The sequence below is a fragment of the Chryseobacterium sp. CP-77 genome (assembly GCF_036362765.1).
Taxonomy (GTDB): Bacteria; Bacteroidota; Bacteroidia; order Flavobacteriales; family Weeksellaceae; genus Chryseobacterium; species Chryseobacterium cupriresistens.
This window is the reverse complement of record NZ_CP143637.1, coordinates 1391386-1411956: the sequence shown is the minus strand read 5'-3', so window position 1 is coordinate 1411956 and position 20571 is coordinate 1391386. Positions and strand designations below refer to the sequence as shown.

Below are 20571 nucleotides of genomic sequence, written 5' to 3'. Positions count from 1 at the left end.
AATGCTAAAAAAAAATAATAATGAAAAATTCTAAAATCAATATAAATCAATATCGTAAGGCGATAGTGTTCTGGAGGAACATGGGAATGATTCTGCTGTTTTGTATCCTTGCTTTCTCCTGTGAAAAGATGCTGGAAGTGGAAACGCCTTCCAATCAGATCGGAAAAGATAAGGTCTTTACAGATGTTCAGACCGCTAATGCAGCGCTGGCTGGGTTGTATGCAGGCTTAAGGGATAATTCTCCATTGTCAGGGGAGTCACTGGGACCTTTTCTGGGAGTCTATACCGATGATCTGGACTTTTATGCCATAACCGATACCAATGGAGTATTGGCGCTGTATCACAACCAGCAGACCGATACCAATTCTACGGTGTATTCGGTCTGGTCAACCGCATACCAGCATATCTATGCTGCCAATGCCATCATAGAAGGAATCAGAGCATCAGCCTTGCCGGGTAATGAAAAGAACAGGATAGAAGGGGAAGCTCTTCTGGCCCGAAGCATGCTTCTGTTTTATCTTCAGCAGGTCTTTGGACCCGTTCCTTACCCGGTAACGACAGATTATAAGGTTAACCAGTCTTTGTCAAGGGTAGAATCCGGGGAGGTGCTGTCAAGGCTGGAAACGGATCTTTCTTACTGTGCAGGGTTGCTCCCGGATCAGTATAGGGATGCGGAAAGGGTATATCCCAACCGGAAGGCAGCAGAGCTGATGCTGGCCAAAGTGTATATGGTAAGGCAGAAGTGGGCAGAGGCAGAGCAGGTGCTTAAGACCATTTCGGGAAGTCCGCTGTACAGTTTTCAGAATGACCTGTCGAAGGTGTTTCAAAAGGATTCAAAGCATATTATATGGCAGCTAAAGCCCGCGAATCCCGGTGATCCTGTGAAAGAAGCGATGGTGTACTACTTTTCAGGGGCAGCGCCTACAGGGTATGCGTTATCTGAAAGCCTCGTGAATTCATTTGAAGCAGGAGACCTTAGAAAACAGCTGTGGATGGCTGCGGTAACCGTGGGAGGGAATACGTGGTACAGAGCGGATAAGTATAAAAATATCACCATCAATGATACTGAAGATTCTATCGTCTTCCGTCTGGAAGAAGTATATTTACTGCTGGCAGAAGCGCTTGCTCAGCAGAATAAGATTGGGGAAGCATTGCAGTATATCAATCCGGTGAGACAGCGGGCAGGAATGAGTGCTTTAACATCAGTTCCAAAAGAGGTTTTGCTGAGTGAAATCCTCTTGGAAAACAGAAGGGAGTTCTTTACCGAAATGGGGCACCGCTTTCTGGACTTAAAACGCAATAACAGGCTCTCTGATGTACAGGCGGTAAAGCCCAACTGGAAAACTTTTCATAGTGTATGGCCCATTCCTCAGAAAGATATCCTCCTTAATCCTAACCTTAATCCGCAGAATAATGGCTATTAACATCAATAAACTGATTATTCTCTTACTTATTCTGCTGGGAATGGTCTGTTATGGACAGGCCCTTAGGGATTCATTGAAAGATGAAGGTTCTCAGTATTACAACATTGCCGTTAATAAAGTGTCGGATGACAGCAAATGGATCGTAGCCACAAAAGTGTACAGGAATAATTATGATACCGCAGTGGTACTGGCTGCAGGAAGATCAGGAGTAAAATCACTGGTTGGAACGCTGACCAACAAATACCAGTACTCTTTTGTAAAAGGCAATCAGCTGCTGGCATTGGGGCAGGGAAAAGCCCTGTTATGGAATCTTGCTACAGGAATGCAGAAAGAAGTGAAAACAGGCCGGGAGGGCAGTGATTCAGGAAGTATTATACAGAGCGGGATCATGGAGAAAGGACAGAAATATTTTGTGCAGACCAGTGACAGTATTCTCCATATCTACAATGCAAAATCTGAACTGCTGGAAAGAGTAGAGCGGGTGCAGTATTTCAGATTGAGTGGTTCAGTATCTGCATTGTATATTGTGAAAAAAGAAGGCCGGGAAAACCAGCTCGTAAGGTTTTCCGGTGATAAAGTGGAAAGAGTATATTCTGCATCCGGTATGATACGGAGCATGGAGGAAACACCTTCAGGAAAATTGATGATTCTTAAGGAAGAAGTGTCAAGTGGCGGTAATGCTGGTACAGAAAGTAAGTCTCAGAAAATTGTTTTTGTGGATACAGCGAACTTAGAGCTGCTGTATCCGGATATCGGAGAAATAAAGCAGGAGGAATACCTGCGGTTTACGGAAATACAGAAAGGAAAAGCGGTTATGATTACGGGAATGACGCATATTGCGGCAGAAAAAGGAACGGTGGATATCTGGTATGGAAATGACGGGAATCTGGAGGCTAAGCAGGAAGGTTCTTTTGTAAAAAGATATTGGATATGGAAAAAAGAAGAAACGGAGGTGATCAGGGTTCCCTCTGACCGTTTTTCAACGGTAGCAAGCCTGAATAACCCGGATTACTTTCTGATGTTTAACAGGGATGAACTTCAGAATTATTCCACCCTGTTTCCTCTGATTCATGGCTGGCTTTTTAATATGAAAAGGAATACGTATGAAGATCTGGGCATCATGCAGGCGGAGGTTTCAGTATCAGATCAAGGAAATCATTTTGTGTATAAAAATAAGCAAGGAATATGGATCTTGTTGGATACAGATACCTTAAATAGAGTGGTTCTTGAAAAAGAGGACCTGACAAAAGCGTATTTCAGTCCGGATGGCAAAACAATTTATTTTGAAAGCAGCAGTGATCTTTGGAGATATGAAATCAATAAAGGGAAGTTTACGGCACTTACTATCGATAAGGAAAATGAAGTAAGGGTGGTCACTAAAGATGAAACGGATTTATATCCTGAAACAGGTTATAGTTTCAGAAGAAGCATACTGGATGTAAATGCTCCGGTGCTTTTGTCAGTAACCCGGAAAGGAACCATAGAGAAGACTTTTTTGAAATGGTATAAGGGTCGTGTAGGAACACTCATGGTTTCTTCAGGCTCTAATATCACGTGGTATAAGACGGATGAAATGTTAAATAAAGCCATATATTTGGAAGAAAGCCTTCATAAGCCGCCCGGGATTGTTTATAAAGAGATCGGACATCCAAAAGGGGATGTTATCTTTCAGAGTAATCCACAGGATAAAACATCTGCTTTGATTAGGATGGAGACCATTAGTTTTAAAAATAAAGAGGAGATATCTTTAAAAGGGATTCTGTATTATCCGATTGGATACACAGAAGGGAAAAAATATCCGATGGTGGTACATATTTATGAAGTGCAAAGCAGAAATCCTAACCAGTATTTGTCACCACTCAATAATTTTCCGGTAGGGTTTTCTATTAAGAAGCTTCTGGAAGATGGATATTTTGTGTATCTGCCGGATATTGTAAACGGAGCATCCGGGGTAGGACTCTCAGCACTCGACTGTGTGGAAAGTTCTCTTGATGCTTTAGAGAATTATCCGGGTGTTGATCTTGGGAATGTAGGATTGATAGGGCATTCTTTTGGAGGCTACCGGACGAACTTTATAGCAGGACATTCCCACCGTTTTAAGACCTATATTTCCGGAGCTGGAGCCAGTGATCTGACCAGAATGTATTTTTCCTATAATGAAACATCATCGACTCCTTTTTACTGGCAGTTTGAAGAGGGACAGTATAATATGCATGCTTCTTTTGCAGAAAATAAGAAGCTGTATATGGATAATAATCCGATTGATAATGTACATCTTGTGAGTGCCCCGATGCTTTTATGGACCGGGATGGAGGATAAAAGGATTGTATGGGATCAGACGATTGAATTGTATATAGGATTGAAAAGAAATAAAAAGGATGTCGTGGCATTGCTTTATCCGGGAGAAGGACATGTTTTTACAACTGGTTCCTTGGCAGAGAAAGATTTGGAAATTAGGATACGGGAGTGGTGGGATTATTTTCTGAAAGGGAAGAAGGAGATTCCATGGATAGAGAAACAAATGAAAAAGGTATACAGTTTTAAGAATTACTAATTGGTAAATAAAACTAAAAGCTTCAGAATATTCTGAAGCTTTTAACATGATAAGTGCTGTTACGTGATTATATAATTCTAATGCAGATACTGTAAAACATCTTTTTTTTCTAAAGTGAATGTTTGATGAGATCCATTCTCTATGGTAATAGACTGATTTTGGTCAAGGAGTTCCTTTATTTTACAAAAGGTGTCGCCTGAGGCCTTTGTAACATCAGTGTTGTTGATTTTAATAATTTTATCCGTTAGTTTTATCTCTGATAATTGAGGAACTTCCAGTTTGTTAACAATAACAATGCTGTTGTCAACAGGAGCTAATGCGATTCCGAAACTTTGATATTGCGGCTTTTTTCCTTCATTGGCAAGAAGAATTTTTTTGCTGATAAAATCAAGGTCTACCAAGTAGTTTTCAATAAATTTTGTACCAATGAGATTAGGAGAATCTGAACTGCTGTCAATAATTTGAGGACCAAGTTGGGTATTATTAAGCTGGACTTCCATTAGATCAACCTGTCTTTGCCCTTTTACAATACTATTTAAGGATTGTGATAAGAGTCCTTCAAAAGTTAGAAAGTCTTTATCTTTTATTTTATCATACACCTTTTGATTCACTGTAAAGCCCATTCCTGAGCCGGTATCAAAAATGAATTCTATATTTTGATTTCTTATTTTAGCATTAAGTTTGGGAACACCCGTGAAACTTTCTTCAGAAAAAGAGATTGCTGCAACAGTACCAGATTGTTCCTGAGGTTTATCAAAGACTGTAATAGTCTTTGCCTTAAAGTCTATTCGCCAAACCTTATCCTTCATCATATTGGCACCAAAAATTCCACTGATCTTTTTGCATGCCCTGCCGCTCATCCAGCTGATGTCAGCAAATGAAAAATTGATGTTTTTCATTTTCAGATCTGCTATTTGGATATAATCTGTTGAGAAAACCTCCATCTTAGACTTTGCGTTATTTGCATCTACGCCTTCGAAAACAGTTGTACTTTTTTTTTCATTCAGCTGGTTTTTTAGCTCTGCTGAAATGATGGTAAAAGCTCCCGAATCAAAAATAAAGCTATGTCTATTATTTTTAATACTCACATCAACAACAATTTTTCCATCGATAAGCTCAAAAGGTATGGTCGTAGCGTTAAAAAAGAAAGGGGTTAGTGTTAATAGTAATATAAATAAATGTGATTTAATATTTTTCATTTTCTTATTTATCGGGGTGTCAGGCAAATATAATTAAAAAAATAAATAAAGGCTGCCATATGGGGGCAGCCTTATTGTTCATAAGCCTTGGTAAATTACCAGGTCCACTTGATACCTACTGAACCTGTAACAGTAGTCGAACCGGTTTGTGGATTCGTTGTTGTACTTACATTGGTTGAAAGTTCTTTCTTTTTCTTTCCTCTTGCAGCAAAAGCTGAAGGAGGCGTTGTATCCTGCATCTCAACAGGTATTTGTCCTAAGAATCCGATTGCCAGGCTGAATCCTGTTACTCTGATATCGACTAATTCTACTTCTTTTAAATACAACAGCTGTTCATCAGACATTTCAAAGCTTTCTGAAATGAATTCAACCGGATTGCTTGATACATATTCAGCAATTTTTAATCTCTCTTCAAGAGTTAATGTACTCAGTTCTTTTTGTTTTGCTTGCACTCCTTCAGGAGTAAATGGGAATTTGTTCATAATGATTTGGTTAGGTTAATTGGTTAATACTTAGTAAAGACTGGAAGAGCTCTTATCCTTTTTCTTACTGAAACAAAGATAGTTTCGCATAGCGACAGAACTCGTCGTGTTAAAAATTAAATGAAAAAAATTAGTTTTTTTTTGATAAAGGCTGTCATGCAGACAGCCTTTATTACAATAACAGTCATAGATTACCAAGACCACTTGATACCTACAGAACCTGTAACAGTAGTAGTACCAGTCTGCGGATTGGTTGTTGTACTTACGTTAGCTGAAAGTTCCTTCTTTTTCTTTCCTCTTGCAGCGAAAGCTGAAGGAGGTGTTGTATCCTGCATTTCAACAGGAATCTGTCCTAAGAATCCAATAGCAAGGCTGAATCCTGTTACTCTGATATCGACCAGTTCAAGTTCTTTTAAATATACCTGCTGCTCGTCAGACATCTCAAAGTTTTCAGAAATGAATTCAATAGGATTGCTTGCTACATATTCAGCAATTTTTAATCTCTCTTCAAGAGTTAATGTACTCAGTTCTTCTTGTTTTGCTTGTACTCCTTCAGGAGTAAATGGGAATTTGTTCATAATGATTTGGTTAGGTTAATTGGTTAATAATTTAAGTAAAGTTTGGAAGAGCTCTTATCCTTTTTCTTACTGATACAAAGATAGTTTCGTGTAGCGACAGAACTCGTCGTGTTAAAAATTAAATGAAGAAAATTTCATCTTTTTTTAAAAAAACTATCAACACGGCAGTACCGTAAAGTGGAAAGTGGAGAAAGAACATAGCGTAGATCATCGGTTGGGATTAGCAGCTATTCACTAAAAAAATTACCATACAATTCAGAAATAAAACCGCTGTTAAATGAAATGTGGCTGAATTATATTGTGATTCAGGCTTCTCAAAGTAATCCTAAATAATAAAAAGGATGCCTGTGGCATCCTCTTTTGTTAATTGATAGGGTTTACGGTAAAATTTCAAACAAATCTCCGAAGCACTGTGAGCCGCTCATTCTTTTTAAGTTGTGAGGGCCTGTGGCATCTGTGTACGTGCAGAGTACTCCTGTGTTAACTGTTTCACAGTTTTTAACGGCTACACAGGTAGGTTCTCCGAAATTGCCTACTCTGTATCCAATAGTAATCACTTTGGATGAACTTTCGATGGTTGATGCTAATGCACCTCCTGTGCCCATAATCACCAGGGCGGCAGGAATAAGAAACTTTTTCATAATAATTGAAGTTTTTGGTTAATGATTGCTTACTCTTTGTTCAGGTTTTCAGCTTCCCCTGCTGTAAAATATTTTACATTAGATGTTCGGTATCGGTAGCGGATCAGTTTTCTGCCGGCTATAGCATAGAGGTACTGATCGGTGACCATAATCTGAGAAACGGGTTTGTTATCAATACGATCTAAATAAAAGCTTCCGGTATATTCCTGTTTGTCCGTCCTGTAGATGTCAACAATCGTAGAGCTTTTCCAACGGTCTTTGCTTTCGTGTTTTCCCATGAGATGGGATTGATTAAAAAGGAAAGGACCATTAGCCGCTAAGGCAGCGTTAACCTTTTGAGGGCGGGATTTTAATTTTGTACTGCCATCCGCCAGAGTAACGGGCTCAACCTGCGCCCTTGAAATGGTATCAATGGTTTTGAATTTCTTGAGCTGAAGCTGGTCATTCATTACCAGGAATTGATTTCTGTAGGCATACATGTAGGTGATACGTTGGCTTTTTAAGTCAGTAACCAATTGGCCGTCCGCATCAAATATTCCATCAATCTGCTTTTCCAGCAACTGGTCATGTAAGGTAAATTTCGGATGACTATTGAGAGAAAGCAATCCTAATTCATATTCTCCAGTCTTACTGCTGCGTATTCTTACTGCGAAGGTTGAAGAATCAATAACGACAAGCTGATTAAAGTACACTTCGTTATAGCTGATGGTCCGGGCTGCCGGTCCTGTTAGTTTTCCTTTATAAATAACAGGAACACTTCCGTCATAGAGATAATAATCTGAATCTTTTACCCTTAATTGCAGGTTAGTGTAGGTGTGATCTGTCTGATCGGGATAGATATGCATGGTTTGTAATGCGTTAAAAAGATTATCCGTGGATGTCAGAGCCAAAGGGGTTGATTTGTTTCCCAGAAATACATTGAGTGTGTTATTTCCGGCAAAGTAATAATGTTCATTGTCAAGCTGTAATACTTTATCTTCAATCAGCGGATGGATAAGAAAACGACGGGTAAAATTATTTTCCTTTTTTATGGTGTATTCTGAACTGATATAAAGCAGAATGACTACAAAAGAGCTTGTCAGGATAGTCGCGCATAGTATTATATAAGCTTTATATCTGTTTTTTTGCTGGTTATGATAGATACAGATCAACGCAATAACTGCCAGGAGTACACATACAAGATTGAAAAAAAGATGCTCATCCCAGTCCATTTTTTCCAGAATACCCCCGCATGAACACGGAACAGACTCACTATAATGCAGGATCATATAGATATAAGCGGTGAAACTGGTCATTATCCCCAGAGAAAAGAATAAACCTGCAGGTCTTAAACGTGGAATCAGCAGCAGAATAACGATCAGTAATTCAATACTTATTACAGCGTAAGATAGCACTCCGGCATAAGCTGTCAGAATAGGAGACTGGGCAATCTGAACCTGAAAATTTTCAAAATCAAGAATCTTGCTTACCGATGCGTACATAAACAGCAGTACAAAAAAGTAAGCAGTTAATGTCGGTAGTTGTTCAACGAGCTTTCTCATGGTATTTTATTAGCATTGGTATAAAAGAATCCATACAACTTTTTGTCCGCAATATTCCGGCATTGTTGATTTCTCAGCAATAATGATTGTTGTGGTGAAAGTCCCCTTGTTTTTCCATAGCCCGCTGACCGGACACTTTTGTCCTGATCTTATTGTCAGGATTGGAATTGATGTATCATTCATTTCAATGGTTATTGGTTTGTAGGTTTCCAATGGTCGCGATCTTTAGGAGGATCGCTTTCCATATATTGTGTGCTGTCTGATTTTGCAGAAAGACTATTAATATTGAGATTATTCTCCTGAGGACCTTCGGCTGATACAGATTGATCCGGATGACAGGCATGCAGGATTATAGTGATGATAATTCCTGATGAAATGTAAATTAAGGTTTTCATAATCTGGGATTTAAAAATTAGTGATCCCGGCCGGTTTTTATTAGAATTCTGAGAACGAATTTAGAACATCGACGGACTGAAAAAAATGATGTTTGGACTTGATTTATAAATTATTGAGGTATGTTTTGTAAATTAAATCAAAATATAATATTGATTTAATGTTTTGGAAATCAATTTGTTGTGTTTTATTTTGATGATTGTTAAATTCCCTTTCTGTTGAAATAATTTTATTCCTGTTTCAATTTGTGTACTTTTGAATAATAATCATTGTATTTCAAAAATTTGTGATGAAAACTTTTTCTGTTTTGAAAAAAGCAATATTTTTTTTTGTATTTATTAGCATTTTAACGGATGGTCAGAAGTTTTCAGACTACAGGGCACGTTATGATAACTTTGATGAAAATGATGCCCGTGCACTGGAATTTGTTAATCCCTATATTAAAGAAGCTGGAAAAACAAATAACTACAAAGAATTATCACAGGCTTACAGGGATGCAGTCTACTTTAGCAAAGACAGAAAACTTGTTTACGCCGATAGTACGATATGGGCTGCATTATTGTCAAAGGATTCTCAAACAATCGGAAATGCCTATCTCACTAAGGGCAGTATATATTATTTCACGTTACGTAAATATCAGAAAGCCTTAGATGAATATCTAAAGGCCTGGAAATATCTAAAAAATTCTGATAATTCTTATCTCTACTACAAAAATCTCTATCATATAGGAGTGGTTAAAAGCTATCTGGGATATTACGAGGAAGCCCTTAATATCTTCTTACAATGCAGCAGATATTATAATAAACCCCATACTTCGGAAACACTTCCCAATCTTCGATATAACAGAAAGAAGGGCTACCTGAACAGCCTTAATCAGATGGGCATTTGTCTTGTCCTGCTTGGCAGGTATCAGGAAGCAGCAGTGCTTACAGAACAGGGTCTGGAGCAATCATCAAATGATAAAGATTTTGATCTGGAAAGGAGCTATTTTTATAAACTTAAAGCAGTGCTGGGTTATCTTAATAATAAGGATAAAGAGGCGTTGTCGGATTTTGATACTGCTATAGGAGCTATTGAAAAGATAAATGACTTTACGAATGCCTCAGTTATTTACTTTTTGAAAGGTAAAATTCTGTTAAGAAATAAAAAAGACGATGAAGGAATAGGTTTCCTTAAAAAAGTGGATTCTGTATTTCAGCAAAATAATTTTGTTTTACCAGCGACCAGAGAAACATATGAGCTGCTTATTGATTATTACAGAAATAAGAAAGATCATAAACAAGAACTTTACTATACTAGACAATTATTAAAGTTTGATAAAATATTATCTGCAGATTTTAAGTATCTCTCAACCAGGATTCATAAAGAATATGATACACAAGATCTGATGGAGTCAAAGAAAAAATTGGAAAATACCTCGTACTACGTTTATACCATAGCACTGCTTTCGTTCATCAGTGTTTTAGTGTTTTCTGTAGCAGGTTATTACAGAACAAGGAAAAAAAATAAAAAGGAAAAGGAGTATGTTCAACCAGATGAGGATGATCCTAAGCAGAGCAGTAGTGTCAAGACTTCCAGACTGCCTGAACATTTGGTGGAAGACATTCTAAGTAAGCTGCAGCAAATGGAAGAGAAAAATTTTTATCTTGAAAAGGGACTGACACAAAACCAGCTGGCCAAGAAACTGAAGACCAATACAGCATATTTATCTGCCATTATCAATGAGCATAAAGGCTGCAATTTTAATGCTTATATTAACCGCTTAAGAATTATATATGCAAAAGAAAGGCTTATTAACGATTCTCTATGGCGAAAATATGCGGTCGATGACCTGTCTAAAGAATGTGGTTTTTCCAACAGATCAAAATTTTCTAAATTGTTTCATGAAATGACTTCAATGAGCCCTGTTGAGTTTATCCAGAATATTGAGAATAGCAAAAATAATGATGGTACTGTTTAGGATTGATGAAAAGATGATTTGATTAATTTTTGTACTTTTTAAATAAAAATATGGAAATACAGCTGTTTTTTAAAAAGTGCAAAGAATTACAAAGAGAACTGGACAAAAAATTAGAGATGATTGATTCTACTCATAGTGAAGATAGGATAGGAGCCTGCGAAAAATCTTTGATGGAAATTGATACAGCCATAAGACTCATCAAATCAATGGTAGCCAGACTTGAATTTTCATCCGTAGCAGATGAAATTTACTTTTTTAAAGAACTCAAGCCGCTTTTTATTTCGCGCTTTATTTATTATTCAAATTTATTAGCTATTGAGGCGGCCAAACCGAATGCAGGACAAGTGAGTCTTAAAGAATATTATAATTGTGAATTGCAATTAATTAAAGATTTTTATCAGCAGCATATTGACTTTTATGAATATTACAGAAGGAAAGCAGCATTTCTGGACCAGAAATATTTTGTCAGGAATCAATTTGATCTCAAAACAAAACTTCAATCTGGGCTGTATAATTATGATGAAAAGTTTGCCACATCTCACGATCACCTAGTTGCCCAGATTCTTGCCAACGATCTTTTAGAGAAATATCTTTTACAATCGATCAGCCAAACAGAAGGATACATTTTTGAAAAAGTCACTGACAGGTCTCCCCTGAACTGGTCGGCTTCAAAGTCAGGATTGGTTGAACTTCTCTACGCACTTCATCAAACCTGCTGTTTCAACGGCGGAAATATTGAATTCAGTGAGGTAATACGTTTTACCGAAAAATCACTGAATGTTAATTTAGGGAACTTTTATAAGACCCTCCATGAAATTAAAAGCAGAAAAATTAACAGGACTAAGTTTCTTCAGCTTTTAAACGACAATCTTAATCAGTTTTTTGCAGATTGTGATCAATGAAGTGAACTTATGTTTTTTTTGCGGATAATCTTTCGGTAGTTATGACAGTCTACCGAAAGAATTTCCCAGTAAAGTGTAAACTTTGCTTTACTCTTAAAATAAATATCATGAACATTGACAGAACAGAATTTATGGCATGGATGGAGCGTATTATGACCCGATTTGATATTCTTGGCGAAAAATTAAGTCGAAAGCAAAATGATTTAAACAGTATTGACGGAGAACAGTTACTGGACAATCAGGATGTTTTGCAATTACTTAAGATCAGTGCCAGATCATTGCAACGTTACCGCTCAGATAAAAGGCTGCCATATTATACAATAAGCGGAAAGTTGTATTATAAACTTTCTGATGTTCATCAGCTGATAAGAGATAGTTTTCGCCGGATTGAATGAAGAATATCGCAGATAGGCATCTTACAGTTATGAAATAAATAAGCCAATTAACTTTATTGGTTTAGATGGAGAGGTGTTAAGTCCGGGTTTGAAAGATAATTGGGATGGTGCATATACCCGTGTGACTGCCAAAAATGATGTTGATATAGAGTTATATTGTCGGGGAAAAAAGAAACGAGGATATGAACACAAAATTATTCATGCTATAATTTAAATTGATGTCTTATACATTTACATCCTGAGCAATGAAATCAAACCGATAAGGCAATGATATTCAATCCAATAAAGCAATCTCTATATGAAAACATTGATTCTGATTCTCAACTACGATTCTTGTAGATCAAGAAGTATAATCAAAAGTTATCCTGGATTATTCGAAGCTGTTAGGGAAAGTAAAAATTAGATTTAGCCCCTTGGCCCGAGATCTAGGGTGCTGTTAGCAAGTATAGACTTTCAATCACGACCAACCAGTATTTTTTAGTTACTTCACGTTGACTTTCATTTTTTAAATTATCAACATGAATCGAAATTGTAGTCTTATCCTTATCTTTAGTTGGAATAAACCTGACCTGCAAATGGGCCCTTTCTTCAAAATCTTTATGCTTCCATGTAGTTCGGATGTGTGAATATTCTTTAAAAGTCGAAAAGTTCTGATCAACCCCCTCAGCCCAGTAGCCTAAGCCCCTGTCTGAAAAAAAGGTTTCCCAAAGTGTTTCCACGTTCGTTGGCATAGTTTTTCTGATTCCAAACTGCCAGCCGGCATCTTTCGTTAGTCCAATGTTTTTTGCCATGTTTAATTTTCTTAGTGTAATAAAGTTCGTATTCGAACTTAATGATTTTTTTCAATTGAAGCAAAAGTTCTTACCGGAAATGTCCCGACACCTTTAAATTTTGGTGGAGCGGCGGTGAAGGAAAAAACTCTTAGCCGGCAATTTATGTAAATTACAAAGATGTTAGACAATCAAAATCCCTGTACCCAGTAGCTCTGTGTGAACTGGTCTTGTTCTGTTAGCCTTGTCATCTATATCCCAGCCAGTCTGTATTAGCACAGTCTTATTTCTGATTTCTCTATTTTTAAGATGATCTTCCATGATTTTCCAAATACCTGTAATGGTATATGGATATAACATTTCCTTATCCTCGAAGTTTTTCTTACTTGGATTTGATGATAAATAGATAATTCAGGATGCACACAGTAGCAGGATTGCCGGAATTGATGATGTGGATTGCGTTTCGCCGGGGACTATACAGAGATATCTGCCAATTAAGAGACCCTTTAAAATCAAACATCTAAATCACTCTTAGTTAAATTGTAAGTTTTGGCTACAACAAAGCTATTTTTGGCTACATTTTGCGATATAAGAACCCCGAACTTTGCTTCATAAATAATATTAGAAATGAAAGTATTTGTTACAGGCGCTACAGGTTTCATAGGAACAGCTGTAGTACAAGAATTATTAGGAGCTGGTCACAAGGCTCTTGGGCTTGCAAGGTCGGAAGAATCTGCAAAGAAGTTAATTGAAGCAGGAGCAGAGGTCCACCAAGGTGACCTTACTGATTTTGAACGTCTGAAATCTGGGGCTAATGCAGCTGATGCAGTTATACACTTAGGATTTGTACATGATTTTGGGCGGTTTGAGGAAATGTGTGAATTGGATAGGGATGTAATCGGCGCCATGGGAGATGCTCTGGTCGGTACGGACAAGCCCTTTCTCATCACTTCCGGCACTGCACTTTTTTCAAAAGATGGCATCACAACTGAGAAAGACCGCAACGTCAATCACCCACATCCTAGGATTGCAACTGAAAATGCCGCGGACGATCAGGTTGCAAAAGGTGTGCGTGTCGCCGTGATTAGATTATCGCCATCGGTGCATGGTGAAGGAGATCAGATCGGCTTTGTTCCGCTATTTATCAAAATAGCCAAAGAAAAAGGTGTCTCTGCGGTTATTGAGGGCGGAAATAACCATTGGCCAGCTGTGCATCGACTGGATGCGGCAGGGCTCTACCGATTGGCGCTGGAAAAACCATTTGAAAATGGAACCAGATATCATGCAGTATCCGAAGAAGGAATTGAGCTCAAGACAGTAGCCGCTGAAATTGCGGATCGTTTAAATATTCCTTTTACCTCGCTGAATTCTCAGGAAGCTGAGCAGCATTTTTCCTGGTTTACGCATTTTGCAGAGCTGGATAACCCCACTTCAAGTGAATGGACAAGGAATGCGCTGGGATGGAATCCTGTACATCCAACTTTATTGGAAGATTTAAAAGGTTCGTATTATTTTTCGGAACTCCGATAATCTGTATTTTTGTTTTATCTATTTTAATATAAAAGCACATAATTCCATGTCCGATAAGCCTGTTCGAATTAAGACCATTTCAGACTTCCACAAACTACGTGGTCTGCCGGGGCCGAAGCACCCGCTTATTAGTGTGATCAATTTTGAAGATATGACCGAGCATACAAAAGTCGGAAAACAGAGCCTTCTGTTTGATTTTTATATGATCTCGCTAAAACGTGATATGGAGCACAAGTACAGGTATGGGCAGAATGATTATGATTTTGATGAAGGAGTGATGTTTTTCATGGCCCCACATCAGATTTTAAGTGTGATACGTGAAGAACAAGGAAGAAATCCTTCCGGATGGATGCTAATGATCCATCCGGACTTTCTCTGGAATACGGCACTTTCCACTTCCATCAAAAGATATGAATTTTTTGATTATTCTGTTAATGAAGCGCTGTTCCTATCAGAAGATGAGGAACTGAAAATGAAGCAGATCATTGAAAATATCAAACAGGAATATCAGAGCAATATAGACCAGTTCAGCCAACACATTATTATTTCTCAATTGGAAACTCTATTTAATTATTCCCAACGTTTTTATCAGCGCCAGTTTATAACACGTAAGAAAGTCATTCATCAGTTTTTGGAGAGGTTGGAAAATTTTCTTTCGGATTATTTTGAAGGAAAAAATATAATAGAGCATGGCTTGCCTACGGTGCAGCTGCTTTCCGAAAAGCTAAATATATCACCCCAATACATGCGTGCAATGCTCAAATCGTTGACCGGACAAACCACGCAGCAAATCATCCATGAAAAGTTAATCGAAAAAGCCAAAGAGAGACTTTCCACAACTGAACTTACCATAAGCGAGATCGCCTATGAACTGGGCTTTGAACACCCACAGTCATTCAATAAACTGTTTAAAGCGAAAACTAATATTTCACCGTTAGAGTTCAGGAATTCATTCAATTAAGGAAGTGGTAGCGACTTCATCAAATAGTGTGCTGAATAAATTACGGCTGATATAATGGACAATATCATTGGCTCATTACATTATTAAATAACGTAAAAAATATAAAAGGGGCCCAAGCCGGAATTGAACAGGTTTTTATGTTGATGGCCATGGGTGTCGTGCGGTTTACGGAGACAGTGAAGAAGCCAGACCAAGCGTGGAGACATAACAACTTCAAACTTTTCAGAGTAAGATGAAAGGTTTGAAGATATGGAGATGCTAATGAACTTAGAATTACTTAAATTACACTACCTGTAGCTGTTAAATCGTATATGTATCCTTAATTAAGTATGATGTTTACAAATTATTGCGCTAGGAAAGCATTGATTTTGTGTTTGAAATTTGTTATAAAGTAGAAGATGTTTATTAAAATTAAAGTACTTAGATTTCTGCATATGTATTATTTATTTAGTGACAGCCTCTTCTTTATAAGTATATACGTTATAGGGAAAGAGATTTTTCGCTAGTACTTTTGAAACTAAACTGCTAATTAGTAATGGTAGCAGCAAAACATATCCACTGGGAACAAGACTTGAAATAATAAATATTGCTGTAAAAGGTGCATGGATTGCAGCAGAAAGCATTGCCGCCGCACCAAAAAGTGCAAAATTAATAGTCACAAGTTGAGTTCCGAGATAATGGTTACAAAGCTGAGCAAACAAAACACCTAATATTGCACCTGTTACGATACTAGGCGCAAAGACACCACCGTCACCACCAGCTCCTAATGTAAGTGAGGCTGCAAGGGGTTTTAACAGAACGAGCAGGATCAGCGGAAAGAAGTATAATAGATCAATAGATTTATCTAAACTATTTCTTAAAATTTCTTCAAGACCATGATAACTGTCACCATAGAGTGCTGGCAAGAAAAATATAAAAACTCCTACCGTTATTGCTCCAATATTAACTCGGATAAAGTTGTTTTTTATCTCTGCAAAATAAGATTTTGCATAGATAACAATCTTAGTAAAATAAAGTGCCAAAACTCCTCCTATCAATCCTAAAATAATCACAAAAGGAATTGCCTGCCACCGCCATTCTTTTACTGCAAAAGTAAAGAGGGGAGTGGAATCAAAATAATAAACAATAATTGATGCAATGAACATCGAAGTTAATGCACTAAGTAGTAAAGTCCTGCTGTATCTTCGTGCAATGACCTCAAATGCGAAAAACAAACCACCCAACGAACTTCCAAATAGCAGAGTTACGCCAGCAATAGCCCCTGCACATATCAATTCGGTTTTGTAAGCTCCTGCAGGTTGTAATCTCTTATAAGCTTGGTTACCTACTGTAGCGGTTGCAACAACGGTTGAGACTTCAACTCCCGTTGATCCGCCAAAAGCAACAGTTAAGAAGCCATTAATGTAGTGTGAAGGAATTTTAAAAAAGGGCAGGTGATCTTTCCTTGTTTCCAATGTCGTATAGATTTCTTTTATTCCCTTATTCTTTCTGCTTTGAAAAGCATATTTTCTCAGGAAATATATCAACGTAATACCAATACTTGGTGCGATAATATAAAATCTCGGATCAAAGCCGGAAATTTTTTCAGATAATTTTTCCTGTACATAAGCAGTACTATGCTTTAAGCTATAAGCCAGTACACAACAAATTATACTGACCAAAATTGAACAAGCAATCAATTTTAGATAACTATATCGAACTACTTTTTTTCTGTATATCGAAGTGCTTTCCATAATAATAAACATTAAACAACTGCAAAGGTAAGTGATATTTCTTTTGAATTTTTCTTTTTGCGCCCAAGTGCAGGGGAAGTAGTAGATAATTCTTATATGTCTAACAGAGTGTTTCATTAGGATGTCTAAAAAGAAACAATTTTACCCTCAATTTATAGCAAGCAAATAAAAATCGATGGTAACAGAATCGGATTGCAGGCGTATGTTATCCTCATGTTCATAATTTATAATAAGAAGATCCTCATTCTTAGGCTTGGTAACATTAAGACTAGGATGCAAATTAATGAACCAAATAAAAACAAAACCTCTCAATAGGAGAGGTCGCATGATTAAGTAGTCGGCTTTCATAACAGACTTTAATCAAATATAATAAAATTTCTTGCAAAAACACAAAAAAGATTTTATATCATTTAATAGTGAATAAATTATTGTATTTAATTTATTAGTGGAAAGAAATATATAGATATTTCCGCCCCTTTAGAAGGTTTTTGCTAAAAAAATAAACCCACCTCTCTTAGCCTGGGAGCTTTTTATGAGCCAAGTCATAAATCAATTGGAAGAGAGTTATTACATTTGTATTGTTAATAAATAAATTTTAACATAAGTTTTTATACCTCCTGCTATCCGGGAGGTTTTTATTTATTTAATAAATCCATACCGTAAATTTGATCGTATATTAAAATACAACTCATTAGTTGAGTTTTCATGGTTATTAGTTTTATCCTCGGAGAGATCCGGGGATTTTTTGTTGATATGAAACTTCTTGCAATTTAGGCTATTTGTAAGCTAATTTTTTATTTCACACCACAAAAACGTTATTTTCATTAAATAGTGAAGATTTTGGTATGTGCCTTGTTAGTGTTAATGCAGATTTTGAAACAAAAGACATAGGACACCACATCATTTATCTATACTTAATCACACACTTTAAACTTCATTTTTTAATGGAGTTTTTTTATTTTTGTGAGTATTGTGGATTATTTATGAACTAATAAATCTGTAGTTGACTCTCATTTTTAGAGGTATATATTTAAGTGTTCGATTACTTCAATATTCGGATGAAGATATATTCAACCTCCTAATGTCCCGGAAGATTTTTTTATTTTATTACTTTTGGTGGTTTACTTTTTAATACGTAAAGTTCCGTAGTATAAAGGGTTTTGCTTTGTTGAACTAAAATTGATGTGGATATGTTCTAAATAATCAATATATCCACGTCAGTGAAAGGAATGAATTAGGAGGAATTGTCTGGTAAGAAATCCATCCTCCTAAGCATAAATGATTGGTGAGTTTGAAGGCAAAAAGCAGCATTTTGAGATATGTACTTTTTGACCTACCATATTAAAAATAGCATTAATCCAGGTTAATACAACAAGTATGTGGCTAACTCATGTCGAATCTTGGTTGGGAACTCCATGATTTTTGCCTTTATGCTGACGTAATTAATAACCACAATCCTACATAGATTAATAAAAAAAGACTAACTAGTTCTTTTTATGATCACCGTCATAATAGAGATTAATTTATTTCACGACATTTGGAATAATAAAACTATCCATGAAATAAGGAAACCATAAAAATTGTTAAACTAAAAATTACAAAATATTATGATAGACTTATTTTCACTAAAAGGCAAGAGGAAGGACATTGTTATTATGTACTTTAAAAAAAAGATGTACAGGCTCATTGATAAAGGCAGGTGGATTACCGTTATGATCTATAAATGGTATAAAACAATGACCATATCCTGTCTGATATCCGATAACCTGGTTTCTTTAATTATTGTCAGAACAAGAATTACTCCTTTTTACGAAAAATATACAGTACTGTAGATTTTTTTATTACTGAATCATTTTTACTCTGAGACCACCGGAAAACGCTGATTAGTGTTTTTCTGACTTACTGCTTACCCGAGACATAAAATTACCTTATCAAACCACCTAAATCTTTTAATATGAAAACAAAAAAAAATTCTTTTACAGGAAAGCTTTTTATGTTGTTGATGGCTTTTCTTATTTCATTTTCAATGAGAGCCCAGGTAGGGATAAATACAACAACTCCTCATCCCAGCTCTATTTTAGATCTCAACTCCACAACAAGAGGGCTGCTAGCTCCACGTCTGACAACAGCCCAGCGGATCGCTATTGCTTCACCTGCTGATGGACTCATCGTGTACGATACTAATTTCAAACAGCTTTACTATTATGCTTCCAATACGGCAGCATGGTTCCCTGTAGGAAGTAATGTCTCTGAAAGACTTAATTTTAAGCGAATAAAGTCTACAGATGTTTTAGCTACAGTGCTGGCAACGGAACTAAGTGCAGGAGGTGGAACAAGGTACCTTCTGAATGCAGATACATTGTATGAAATCAACGGACAGATAGTTTTTGACAGACCTATAGAAATTAATAATGCTTATATACACGGACTTGATACCAATAACGATATTATTGTCCGAACGACAGGAAATATTTTTGAGGGAGCAACAGGGGGAAGTATTAAGAGTGTTACCCTCAGTGCACCATCAGGAAATGTTTTTAATATATCAGGTGCCGCTACCCAGAATCTTATCTTCAGAGATAGTGTTGTAGCCAACTCGAGTAGTGTGGGAACCATTTCCGGGCTTGGACTGGTGTTTCTCAGTATCATCCAGTTTACCGGAAATACCAATGGTATAACCTATAATAATATCGGGCAGCTTCTGCTCAGCAATATGGGTTGGGCAGCTAATAATTCCGGCACCTACGAAAAGCTTACGGGAACCTTTACATCGGTTGAAAAACAGGGCGGGTTTAGTCAGGTCAACGGTTCGGCAATCGGTTTTGATGTTTCAACAAGCGGGCTTACCATTACAGGAGATGCGGTGATGGAATCCGTTGTATTTACAGGAACCAATACAGCTGGATATGTCAAGCCTTATACTACTGGGACGTATTCAGGATACAATTTTAATAACAGTTGGACCGTCAGGGCAGCAGGTCTTCCAACTGAAGCAGACACCAATGCTGTTGGTGACTTTTCAGTTGATTATCCAGTAGGAACCGGTATTGGGGTAAGTTTTAACAGCTCCAATCCAAGTAATATTGTAAAAATTGGCACTTCAACATCTGTTTCCACCTCATCAAACCTGTTCAGATTTACTACGGATGGGGTTCCTAACAGGTTGAAGTATGTGGGTAAAAAGAAAAGAATTTTTCAGGTCACGGGTTCTGTATCATTTCAGGTACCTGCAGCCGGTACTTATATCATCTATATTGCAAAAAACGGAACAGCCATCAGTCAGTATAAAGTATATGGACGTGGAGCTGCTTTAAATGATATTGTGGTATTGCCAATTAATGGCACAACTGAACTATCCACGAATGATTACGTTGAAATATTTGCACAACGTTATACAGGTTTAACAGGCGATATTGTAGTTCCTAACATGGCTGTAACCATTAAATAACAGTTATGTTTTGTTGAAAAGCCTGATATTTAAAGATCAATCTGAAAAAATTAATTATAG

At 37.0% G+C, this 20571-nt stretch carries 17 protein-coding genes; 8 read left to right on the top strand and 9 right to left on the bottom strand.

Annotated features, from left to right (window positions below; translation table 11 throughout):
• Positions 1–20 precede the first annotated feature (20 nt).
• Together V0410_RS06305 and V0410_RS06300 are read left to right on the top strand one after the other, a co-directional pair.
• The gene (locus tag V0410_RS06305; protein WP_330746769.1) at positions 21–1424 is read left to right on the top strand and encodes a RagB/SusD family nutrient uptake outer membrane protein; all 1404 of its coding nucleotides are present in this window, start codon (positions 21–23) and stop codon (positions 1422–1424) included.
• Complete coding sequence (locus tag V0410_RS06300) at positions 1414–3978, top strand: S9 family peptidase (protein ID WP_330746768.1); 2565 nt, start codon at positions 1414–1416, stop codon at positions 3976–3978. The genes V0410_RS06305 and V0410_RS06300 overlap by 11 nt, the downstream gene beginning before the upstream one ends.
• 77 nt (positions 3979–4055) lie before the next feature.
• Here V0410_RS06300 and V0410_RS06295 read toward each other — a convergent pair whose 3' ends face one another.
• From V0410_RS06295 to V0410_RS06265, 7 genes are all read right to left on the bottom strand, one after another.
• Positions 4056–5177, bottom strand: a complete 1122-nt coding sequence (locus V0410_RS06295; RefSeq protein ID WP_330746767.1) for an aspartyl protease family protein — start codon at positions 5175–5177, stop codon at positions 4056–4058.
• 95 nt (positions 5178–5272) lie between these two features.
• The gene (locus tag V0410_RS06290) at positions 5273–5659 is read right to left on the bottom strand and encodes a hypothetical protein (protein WP_330746766.1); all 387 of its coding nucleotides are present in this window, start codon (positions 5657–5659) and stop codon (positions 5273–5275) included.
• A 191-nt stretch (positions 5660–5850) separates the two neighbouring features.
• Positions 5851–6237, bottom strand: a complete 387-nt coding sequence (locus tag V0410_RS06285) for a hypothetical protein (protein ID WP_330746765.1) — start codon at positions 6235–6237, stop codon at positions 5851–5853.
• A gap of 377 nt (positions 6238–6614) precedes the next feature.
• Complete coding sequence (locus tag V0410_RS06280) at positions 6615–6878, bottom strand: hypothetical protein (protein ID WP_047433484.1); 264 nt, start codon at positions 6876–6878, stop codon at positions 6615–6617.
• Between the two features lie 29 nt (positions 6879–6907).
• Complete coding sequence (locus V0410_RS06275) at positions 6908–8419, bottom strand: MauE/DoxX family redox-associated membrane protein (RefSeq protein WP_330746763.1); 1512 nt, start codon at positions 8417–8419, stop codon at positions 6908–6910.
• A 9-nt stretch (positions 8420–8428) separates the two neighbouring features.
• The gene (locus tag V0410_RS06270) at positions 8429–8602 is read right to left on the bottom strand and encodes a hypothetical protein (protein WP_183037380.1); all 174 of its coding nucleotides are present in this window, start codon (positions 8600–8602) and stop codon (positions 8429–8431) included.
• Positions 8603–8610: 8 nt separating this feature from the next.
• Positions 8611–8814, bottom strand: a complete 204-nt coding sequence (locus tag V0410_RS06265) for a hypothetical protein (protein ID WP_047433482.1) — start codon at positions 8812–8814, stop codon at positions 8611–8613.
• 287 nt (positions 8815–9101) lie between these two features.
• Between V0410_RS06265 and V0410_RS06260 the strand changes: the two genes are divergently transcribed.
• The 3 genes from V0410_RS06260 (at position 9102) to V0410_RS06250 (ending at position 12069) form a co-directional block, all read left to right on the top strand.
• Complete coding sequence (locus V0410_RS06260; protein WP_123277880.1) at positions 9102–10772, top strand: helix-turn-helix domain-containing protein; 1671 nt, start codon at positions 9102–9104, stop codon at positions 10770–10772.
• A gap of 50 nt (positions 10773–10822) precedes the next feature.
• Positions 10823–11674 carry an RteC domain-containing protein gene (locus tag V0410_RS06255; RefSeq protein ID WP_330746762.1) on the top strand — a complete coding sequence of 284 codons (852 nt, stop codon included), beginning with the start codon at positions 10823–10825 and terminating at the stop codon, positions 11672–11674.
• 107 nt (positions 11675–11781) lie between these two features.
• Entirely contained in the window at positions 11782–12069 is a 288-nt protein-coding gene (locus V0410_RS06250; protein ID WP_047433479.1) for a helix-turn-helix domain-containing protein, read from the top strand.
• A 425-nt stretch (positions 12070–12494) separates the two neighbouring features.
• Here the strand turns inward: V0410_RS06250 and V0410_RS06245 are convergent, their stop codons facing one another.
• The gene (locus V0410_RS06245; protein WP_120231234.1) at positions 12495–12860 is read right to left on the bottom strand and encodes a hypothetical protein; all 366 of its coding nucleotides are present in this window, start codon (positions 12858–12860) and stop codon (positions 12495–12497) included.
• 606 nt (positions 12861–13466) lie between these two features.
• Here V0410_RS06245 and V0410_RS06240 point away from each other — a divergent pair.
• Both V0410_RS06240 and V0410_RS06235 read left to right on the top strand, forming a co-directional pair.
• Entirely contained in the window at positions 13467–14369 is a 903-nt protein-coding gene (locus V0410_RS06240; RefSeq protein ID WP_330746761.1) for an SDR family oxidoreductase, read from the top strand.
• A gap of 46 nt (positions 14370–14415) precedes the next feature.
• The gene (locus tag V0410_RS06235; RefSeq protein WP_047433476.1) at positions 14416–15330 is read left to right on the top strand and encodes a helix-turn-helix domain-containing protein; all 915 of its coding nucleotides are present in this window, start codon (positions 14416–14418) and stop codon (positions 15328–15330) included.
• Between the two features lie 443 nt (positions 15331–15773).
• Here the strand turns inward: V0410_RS06235 and V0410_RS06230 are convergent, their stop codons facing one another.
• A complete protein-coding gene (locus V0410_RS06230; RefSeq protein WP_227942425.1) occupies positions 15774–17063 on the bottom strand; it encodes a chloride channel protein in 1290 nt (429 codons plus the stop codon).
• Between the two features lie 1954 nt (positions 17064–19017).
• Between V0410_RS06230 and V0410_RS06225 the strand changes: the two genes are divergently transcribed.
• Positions 19018–20511, top strand: coding sequence for a hypothetical protein (locus tag V0410_RS06225; protein WP_047433474.1), 1494 nt, complete (start codon positions 19018–19020; stop codon positions 20509–20511).
• Positions 20512–20571 lie beyond the last annotated feature (60 nt).